This is a genomic window from Kitasatospora sp. NPDC048545 (genome assembly GCF_040651155.1).
GTDB lineage: Bacteria > Actinomycetota > Actinomycetes > Streptomycetales > Streptomycetaceae > Kitasatospora.
Window position 1 is genome coordinate 1 of record NZ_JBEZIQ010000115.1, and the last position, 8,843, is coordinate 8,843.

The 8,843-nt window shown below is 75.7% G+C and carries 2 protein-coding genes; both read left to right on the plus strand.

Annotated features, from left to right (window positions below; genetic code table 11):
- Nucleotides 1-6 precede the first annotated feature (6 nt).
- The gene (locus tag AB0D10_RS45340) at nt 7-5,202 is read left to right on the plus strand and encodes an amino acid adenylation domain-containing protein (protein WP_360268691.1); all 5,196 of its coding nucleotides are present in this window, start codon (nt 7-9) and stop codon (nt 5,200-5,202) included.
- A partial coding sequence (locus tag AB0D10_RS45345; protein ID WP_360268689.1) for an amino acid adenylation domain-containing protein occupies nt 5,199-8,843 on the plus strand: 3,645 nt, incomplete at its 3' end. The genes AB0D10_RS45340 and AB0D10_RS45345, both read left to right, overlap by 4 nt.

Genomic DNA, 8,843 nt, shown 5'->3' on the forward strand with positions numbered 1-8,843 from the left:
GAGGCGGTGTTGGGCCGGCACGAGGCGGTGGCGCAGTGCGCGGTCGTCGTGCGTGAGGACCGTCCGGGCGACCCCCGTCTGGTGGCCTATGTGGTCGCCGAGCACGGCACTGCCCCCTCGGCCTCGGCCCTCCGGCCCCACCTGGCGGCGACCCTGCCGGAGTACATGGTCCCGTCCGCTTTCGTCTTCCTGGACGCCCTGCCCCTGAGCCCCAGCGGCAAGCTCGACCGGCGGGCTCTCCCCGCGCCCCGCTACGAGGCGGGCGTCGGTGAGAGCCGGGCCCCGCGCACCCCGCGTGAGGAGATCCTCTGCGGCCTGTTCGCCGAGGTCCTGGGCGTCGAGCGGGTCGGCATCGACGACGACTTCTTCGTCCTCGGCGGCCACTCCCTGCTCGCCACCCGTCTCGCGGCCCGGATCAGGTCCGTGCTGGACGTCGAACTGCCCATCAGGGCGCTGTTCGAGAGCCCGAGCATCGCCGCCCTGGACTCCGCGCTGGACCGGGCGGGCGGTGCGGCCCGGCCGGGGGTGCGTCCGGTGGAGCCGCGTCCGGAGCGGATGCCGTTGTCCTTCGCCCAGCAGCGGCTCTGGTTCCTGGACCGGCTGCAGGGCCCCAACGCGACGTACAACATCCCGGCGGGCCTGCGGCTCAGCGGTCGGCTGGACGTGCCGGCGCTGCGCGCGGCGCTGGCCGACGTGGCCGCGCGGCACGAGGTGCTGCGGACGGTCTTCGCCGAGGACGAGCAGGGCCCGTATCAGGTGGTGCTGGACCCGGCGCAGGCCCGCCCGGTGCTGACCGTGGTCGACTCCGGCCCGGACCTGGTGGACCGGCAGCTGTCCGACGCGGCCCGGCACCGTTTCGACCTCTCCTCCGAACTCCCGTTGCGTGCGGACCTGTTCGTGACCGGGACGGACGAGTGCGTGCTGCTGCTGGTGATCCACCACATCGCCGGGGACGGCTGGTCGATGCCGCGTCTGGCCCGGGACCTGACCCTCGCGTACGCCGCGCGGGTCGTCGGCGAGGCGCCCGGGTGGGCCGCACTGCCGGTGCAGTACGCGGACTACACGCTCTGGCAGCGTGAGGTGCTGGGCTCCGAGGACGACCCGGACAGCCCTCTGGCGCGCCAACTCGCCCACTGGACCGAGACCCTGGCCGGCCTGCCGGAAGAACTCGCGCTCCCCGCCGACCGTCCCCGTCCCGCGGTCGCCTCCTACCACGGCGGGGAGGTGGCCTACGAGATCCCGGCCGCCCTCCACCGGGCCCTGTCCGCGGTGGCCCGGGACAACCGGGCGAGCCTGTTCATGGTGGTGCAGGCGGCGCTCGCGGTGCTGCTGGGCCGGCTCGGCGGGAGTGAGGACGTGCCGGTCGGCACGCCGATCGCCGGCCGTACCGACGACGCCCTGGACGAGCTGGTCGGCTTCTTCGTCAACACCCTCGTCCTGCGCACCGACACCTCCGGCGACCCCACCTTCACCGAACTGCTCGCCCGCGTCCGGGAGACCGACCTGGCGGCCTACGCCCACCAGGACGTCCCCTTCGAACGCCTGGTGGAAGCGCTCGCCCCGGAGCGCTCGCTCTCCCGGCACCCGCTGTTCCAGGTCTCGCTCGGTTTCGACAGCGCCGATCAGCAGGCGGCCCTGGAGGCGGTCAGCGGGCTGCCCGGGCTCGCGGCGGCCCACCACCGGGTGGGCGCCGGGGCGGTGAAGTTCGACCTGTCCTTCACCTTCCTGGAGCAGCGTGGTGCCGACGGCACCGCGGCGGGGATGCGCGCCACCGCGGCCTACCGGGCGGACCTCTTCGACCACGCCACCGTGCGCGTCCTGACCGAGCGGCTGCTGCGGGTGCTGGAGCAGGTGGCGGCCCGGCCGGGGGACCGGCTCTCGGCGATCGAGCTGATGGACGCCGAGGAGCTGCACCGGGAGCTGGTGACCTGGAACGACACGGCGCGAGCGGTCGAACCGGAGCCGCTGCCGGTCCTGTTCGAACGGCAGGTGGCCCGGACTCCGGACGCGCCCGCGCTGGAGGACGGCGACCTCGTCCTGACCTACCGCGAGCTCAACTCCCGGGCGAACCGGCTGGCGCACTGGCTGATCGCCCGCGGCGCGGGGCCCGAGTCCCTGGTCGGGCTGCGGCTGCCGCGGTCCGCGGAGCTGGTGGTCGCCCTGCTCGGGGTGCAGAAAGCGGGTGCGGCGTACCTGCCGCTGGACCCGGAGCTGCCGGCCGAGCGGGTGGCGGCGCTGGTGGCCGACGCGGCCCCGCTCCTGGTCCTGGACGCGTTGCCGGCCTCCGACGGCGGCACGGGGGGCGGCTGCCCCGCCGCCGACGGCGGTCCGGCCGCCGAGTGCCCCGACAGCGACCCGGTGGACGGCGAGCGGGTGACCCCGCTGCGGCCCGACCACCCGGCGTACGTCATCCACACCTCCGGCTCCACCGGCACCCCGAAGGGCGTCGTCACCACCCACGCGGGCATCGCGAGCCTGGCCACCCTCGCCGCCGACCACGGCGTCGGCCTGGGCAGCCGGGTGCTGCACTTCGCCTCGTTCAGCTTCGACGTCTCCGCGCTGGAGCTGTGGACCGCGCTGCTCACCGGCGCCACCCTGGTGCTGGCCCCGGCCGAGGCGCGCACCCCGGGCGCCCCGCTGACGGATTTCCTGGCCGAGCGGCGGATCAGCTACGCCAAGCTGCCGGCCGCCGTGGTGGCCGCGCTGCCCGAGGAGTCGGCGCTGCCGGCCTGCCTGACCACCCTGGTGGTCGGCGGCGAGGCGAGCACGGCGGAGACGGTGCGGCGCCGGTCCGCGGGCCGCACCATGATCAACGCCTACGGCCCGACCGAGTACACCGTGAACTCGGTGGTCAGCGGCCCGCTGACGCCGGTGGGCGTGCCGCCGATCGGCCGCCCGCTGGCCAACGTCCGGGCCTACCTGCTCGGGGCCGACCTGCGGCCGGTTCCGTCCGGGTCGCCCGGCGAGCTGTACCTCGCCGGACCGGGCCTCGCCCGCGGCTACCTGGGCCGGCCGGACCTCACCGCCGAGCGCTTCGTCGCCTGCCCGTACGGGGAGCCCGGCGAGCGGATGTACCGCACCGGCGACCTCGCCCGGCGGCGGGCGGACGGCGTGCTGGAGTTCCTCGGCCGCACGGACGACCAGGTGAAGCTGCGCGGCTTCCGGATCGAGCCCGGCGAGGTCGAGGCGGCGCTGTCCCGGCTGCCCTCGGTGGCCCAGGCCCGGGCGGTGGTCCGCGAGGACCGGCCAGGCGACCGCCGGCTGGTGGCCTACCTGGTCCCCGCCGCGGCCGAGCCGCCGACCCCGGCCGGGCTGCGCGCCGAACTCGCCCGCACCCTGCCGGACCACCTCGTCCCGGCGGCGTTCGTCACCGTGGACGCGCTGCCGCTGACCCGCAACGGCAAGCTGGACCTCGGCGCGCTGCCCGCCCCGGACTACGGTGCGGAGTCCACCGGGCGCACCCCGCGCACCGCGCGCGAGGAACTGCTGTGCGCGCTGGTCGCGAGCGTGGTCGGCCTGGAGCGGGTCGGCGCCGACGACGACTTCTTCGCGCTCGGCGGCGACAGCATCATGTCGATCCAGCTGGTCGGCCGGGCCCGCCGGGAGGGTCTGCAGTTCACCGTGCGGGACGTCTTCACCCACCGCACCCCGGCCGCTCTGGCCCGGGTCGCGACCGACCCGGCGGCGACCGCACCGGCCGAGCGGGTGCCCGGCACCGGCCGGCTCGCGCTCACCCCGGTGATGCGGGCCTTCGCCGAACGAGGCGGCCCGATCGGTCACTTCAGCCAGTCGCACGTGGTCGCCGTCCCTGCGGGCGCCCGCCCGGAGCAGCTGTACGCGGCGCTCCAGGCGGTCCTCGACCAGCACGACGCGCTGCGCGCCCGACTGGACACCTCCGGGGCCGAGTGGGAGCTGGACGTCCCGCCGGCCGGGGCGGTGCGGGCCGAGACCTGCCTGCACCGGGTCGACGTCCGCGCCTTCGCCGAGGAGGACGAGCGGTACGCCGCGCTGTTGGTCGCCGAGGGCACCCGGGCCCGCACCGAACTGGACCCGGCAGCCGGGCGGATGGTCCGCGCGGTCTGGTTCGACGCCGGGCCGCACCGGCCCGGCCGGCTGCTGCTGATCGCGCACCACCTGGTGGTCGACGGCGTCTCCTGGCGGATCCTGCTGCCGGACCTCGCCGAGGCCTGGCGCGCCGTCGCAGGCGGCGGCACCCCGCGGCTGCAACCGGTCGGCACCTCGCTGCGGGGCTGGTCCCGGCTGCTCGCGGAGGCCGCCAGCACGCCCGGGCGGGAGGCTGAACTCCCGCTCTGGGCAGGCGTCCTGGCGGCCGGCGAGCCGCCGCTCGGCGGCCGGGCGCTGGACCCGGCGGCCGACACCCACGCAACGGCCGGCCGGGTCGTGGTGACCGTGCCGGAGACCGTCACCCGGGCGGTGCTCTCCACCGTTCCCGCGGCCTACCAGGCCGGCGTCGACGACGTCCTGCTGGCGGCCTTCGCCCTCGCCGCCACCGAGTGGCGCCCGGGCCTGGGCACCGGCGTGCTGGTGGACCTGGAGGGACACGGCCGGGAGGAGGAGGCCGTCGGCGGCGCCGACCTGTCGCGGACGGTCGGGTGGTTCACCAACACCTACCCCGTCCGGCTCGACCTCGGCTCCCCGGACCGCCGCGAGCTGTGGGCCGGCGGCCCGGCCGTCGGCCGGCTGCTCAAGGGCGTCAAGGAACAGCTGCGGGCACTGCCGGACCGGGGCATGGGCTACGGGATGCTCCGCCACCTCAACCCGGCCACCGCGCCGGTGCTCGGACAGGCGGCCCGGCCGCAGATCGGCTTCAACTACCTGGGCCGTTACACCGTAGGCGGCCCCGGCACGGACTGGGGCATCGAGGCCGGCCTCGCCACCGGCCCCGAGCACGACCCGGCGATGCCGCTGACCCACGTCCTGGAACTCAACGCGGCCACCAAGGACGGCCCGGACGGTGCCGAACTGGTCGCCTCCTGGACCTTCGCGGACGGACTGCTCACCGCGGACGAGGTGCGGCGGCTCGCCGACATCTGGGTCCGCGCCCTGGAAACCCTGGCCGCCCATGCGGAGCGGCCCGACGCGGGCGGCCTGAGCCCGTCCGACGTCGCTCTGTCCTCGATCGGCCAGAGCGAGATCGACGAATTCGAACGGGAACTGCACGAGGAGTGGGGGACGCTGTGAGCCGACCGTCGAGGACCATCGAGGACATCCTGCCGCTCGCCCCGCTCCAGGAGGGGCTGCTGTTCCACCACGCCTACGCGGGCGACGGCACCGACGTCTACACCGGCCAGGTGGTGTTCGACCTGGAGGACCCGCTGGACCCGGGCACCTTGCGGACCGCGTTCGAGGCCCTGCTGCGCCGGCACGCCACCCTGCGCGCCTGCTTCCGCCAGCGCCGCTCCGGCGAATGGGCGCAGCTGGTGCTCTCCGAGGTCCCGCTCGCCTGGCAGCAGACCGACCTCACCGCCCTGGACCCGGCGGCCCGCGAGGCCGAAGCCGAACGGCTGACCGCCGAGGACCGGCTGCGCCGCTTCGACCCGGCGACCCCGCCGCTGTGGCGGCTCACCCTGCTCGGCCTCGGCGAGGGCCGCCACCGCCTGGTCATGACCTTCCACCACACCCTGGTGGACGGCTGGTCACTGCCCTTGCTGGTGCGCGAACTGCTCGCCGTCTACGCGGCCGGCGGCGACCCGAGCGGACTGCCGCCGGTGCGCCCGTACCGCGACTACGCGCGCTGGCTGGCGGCGCAGGACCGCGACGCCGCCGTACGGGCCTGGCGGGAGGCGCTCGCGGACGTCGACGAGCCGACCCTGGTCGCCCCCGGCGCCACGCGCTCGGCCGCGCTGCCCCGACGGATCCAGCGCGAGCTGACCGAGACCGACACCGCCGCGCTCACCGCCTGGGCCCGCGCCCACGGTCTGACGCTCAACTCGGTGGTGCAGGGCGTCTGGGCGCTGCTGCTCGGTTCGCTGACCGGCCGCGCGGACGTGGTCTGCGGCAACACCGTCTCCGGCCGGCCCGCCGAGGTGGACGGCGTCGAGTCGATGATCGGCATGATGATCAACACCGTGCCGCTGCGGGTGCGCGTCCACCCCGCCGAGACCCTCGGCGAGCTGCTCGCCCGCGTCCAGCGCGAGCAGACCGAGCTGCTGCCCCACCAGCAGCTCGGGCTCGCCGAGATCCAGGGCCTGGCCGGCACCCCCGCCAGCACCGAACTGTTCGACAGCCTCTACGCGTTCCAGAACTACCCGTCCAGCGGCGCCGGCCGCGACGGGCTCGGCGGCACCCTGCGGGTCGCCGGGGTGCGCACCCACGACGCCGCGCACTACCCGCTCACCCTGGTGGTCGGCCCCGGCCGGACCCTGCGCTTCCACCTGGACCACCGGCGCGACGCCCTGGACGACACCCGCGCGGACGCCCTGGCGGACCGCCTCGCCGCAGTGCTCGCCGCCGTCCCGCGGGCCGCGGACGCCCCCGTCGCCCTGCTCGACCTGGTCGGAGCCGAGGAGCACGATCGGCTGCTCGCGCTCGGCACCGCCGACCGGCCCGCCGTCGCGCCCGAAGCCGAGCCGGCCACCCTGGTCGAGCTGTTCGAGCGCCAGGCGCGGCTCAGCCCGCAGGCCGTCGCCGTCGTCGACGGCGGCACCACCCTGACCTACGCCGAACTGGACACCCGGGCCAACCGGCTCGCCCACTGGCTCGCCGCCCGCGGCGCGGGCCCCGAAGCCTTCGTGGCCCTCGCCCTCCCGCGCGGCGCCGACCTCGTCGTCGCCGTGCTCGGGGTCCTCAAGTCCGGTGCGGCGTACGTCCCGATCGACCCCGACTACCCGCAGGACCGGGTCGACTACATGCTCGCGGACGCCCGCCCGGCGTTCGTCGTCGACGCCCTGCCCGCCGAGGTCACCGACGGCGACGCGGACCCGGACGGGCGGACCTCCGCCGCCCCGGCCGTGCCGCTGCTGCCCGACCACCCCGCGTACGTCATCTACACCTCCGGCTCGACCGGCCGCCCCAAGGGCGTCGTCGTCCCGCACCGCAACGTGGTCCGGCTCTTCTCGGCCACCCGGCACTGGTTCGGCTTCGGCCCGCAGGACACCTGGACGCTCTTCCACTCCTACGGATTCGACTTCTCCGTCTGGGAGTTGTGGGGCCCGCTGCTGCACGGCGGCCGACTCGTGGTCGTCCCGCACGACGTCTCCCGCGCCCCCGAGCGCTTCCTGGAGCTGCTCGTCCGCGAGCGGGTCACCGTCCTCAACCAGACCCCCTCCGCCTTCTACCAGCTGATGCAGGCGGACGCCGAGAACCCCGAGCTCGGGAGCGAACTCGCCCTGCGCTACGTGGTGTTCGGCGGCGAGGCGCTGGAGGTGGCCCGGCTCGGCCAGTGGTACGCCCGGCACCCCGAGGACGCGCCCGTCCTGGTCAACATGTACGGCATCACCGAGACCACCGTGCACGTCACCCACCGCGCCCTGGACGCCGCCACCGCCGCCGACCGGCCCGCCAGTCTGATCGGCCGCGGCATCCCCGACCTGCGGGTCCGGGTCCTGGACGACGCGCTGCGCCCCACCCCGGCCGGCGTCGTCGGCGAGCTGTACGTGGCGGGCGCGGGCCTGGCCCGCGGCTACCTCGGACGGCCCGGGCTCACCGCGGAGCGGTTCGTCGCGGACCCGTACGGACCGGCCGGCACCCGGCTCTACCGCACCGGCGACCTCGCCCGCTGGAACGCCGACGGCGAGCTCGAGTACCTCGGGCGCGCCGACGAACAGGTGAAGGTCCGCGGCTTCCGGATCGAACTCGGCGAGATCGAGGCCGTGTTGGCCCGGCACTCGGCGGTGGCCCAGTGCGCGGTCGTCGTGCGCGAGGACCGGCCCGGGGACCGCCGCCTGGTGGCCTACCTGGTGCCCGCCGAGCAGGGGACCACCCCCGCCCGGCTGCGTGACCACGCCGCCGGTGCGCTGCCCGAGTACATGGTCCCGGCCGCCTTCGTCACCCTCGACGCGCTGCCGCTGACCGCCAACGGCAAGCTCGACCGCCGGGCCCTGCCCGAACCCGCCCAGGACACCCACAGCGGCGGCCGCGGGCCGCGCACCCCGCGCGAGGAGATCCTCTGCGCGCTGTTCGCGGAGGTCCTCGGACTCGCCTCGGTCGGCGTCGACGAGAGCTTCTTCGACCTCGGCGGCCACTCCCTGCTGGTCACCCGGCTGGCCGGCCGGATCCGCTCCGGCCTGGACGTCCAGCTGTCGGTCCAGCAGATCTTCGACGCCCCCACCGTCGCCGGTCTCGCCGCCGCCCTGGACGCCGCCGCCGGTCCCGCCCGGCCCCGGGTGACCGCCGTCGAGCGGCCCGAGCGGCTGCCGCTCTCCTTCGGCCAGCAACGCCTGTGGTTCCTGGACCGCTTCGAGTCCACCGGCGCGACGTACCACATCCCGGTCGTTCTGCGCCTCGACGGCCCGGTCGACGGCGCGGCCCTGGCCACCGCCGTGGCCGACCTGATCGAGCGGCACGAGGTGCTGCGCACGGTCCTCGCCGACGACGGCGACGGACCGCAGCAGATCGTGCTCGCACCCGGCTCCGTACCGGCCCCGCTGACCGTCGGATCGGCCGACGAGGAGTCGCTGCCCGGCGCCGTCGCCGCCGAACTGGCCCGCCCCTTCGACATCACCACCGAACTCCCGCTGCGCGTCAGCCTGTTCACGCTCACCCCGGAGCGGCACGCGCTCGTGCTCGTGTTGCACCACATCGCGGGTGACGGGTGGTCGTTGCCGGTGTTGGTGGGTGATCTGGCGCGGGCTTATGCGGCGCGTGCGGGTGGTTCGGTTCCG